Origin of the sequence: Streptomyces sp. NRRL F-2580 (genome assembly GCF_000720115.1) — a bacterium.
GTDB lineage: Bacteria > Actinomycetota > Actinomycetes > Streptomycetales > Streptomycetaceae > Streptomyces.
The window spans coordinates 1-511 of record NZ_JOIR01000113.1; the positions used below are offsets into that span (position 1 = coordinate 1).

1 protein-coding gene is annotated in these 511 nt (G+C 69.1%); it reads right to left on the bottom strand.

Annotated elements, in window-relative coordinates; translation table 11 throughout:
- Nucleotides 1-511, bottom strand: a 511-nt coding sequence (locus IF88_RS41790; RefSeq protein WP_037808885.1) for a homocysteine S-methyltransferase family protein, incomplete at both ends; no start/stop codon positions are given.

Consider the following 511-nt stretch of genomic DNA (forward strand, 5'->3'; position numbering starts at 1 on the left):
GACCTGGCGCAGGTGCTCCGGGGTGGTGCCGCAGCAGCCGCCGACGAGGGAGAGGCCGTACTCGCGGACGAAGGTTTCCTGGGCGTCGGCCAGCTCGGCAGCGGACAGCGGGTAGTGGGCGCCCTGCTTGGTCAACACCGGAAGGCCCGCGTTGGGCATGCACGAGAGGGGGATACGGGCGTTGCGCGCCAGATAGCGCAGGTGCTCGCTCATCTCGGCGGGGCCGGTGGCGCAGTTCAGCCCGATCATGTCGATGCCCAGCGGCTCCAACGCCGTCAGCGCCGCACCGATCTCCGAGCCGAGCAGCATCGTGCCGGTGGTCTCGACGGTCACCGAGCAGATCAGCGGGACGGTGACACCGAGGGCCTCCATCGCCCGCCGGGCACCGATGATCGAGGACTTCGTCTGCAACAGGTCCTGCGTCGTCTCCACCAGCAGCGCGTCCGCGCCGCCGGTGATCAGACCCTCGGCGTTGATCTGGTAGGCGTCACGGATCTGGCCGTAACTGATG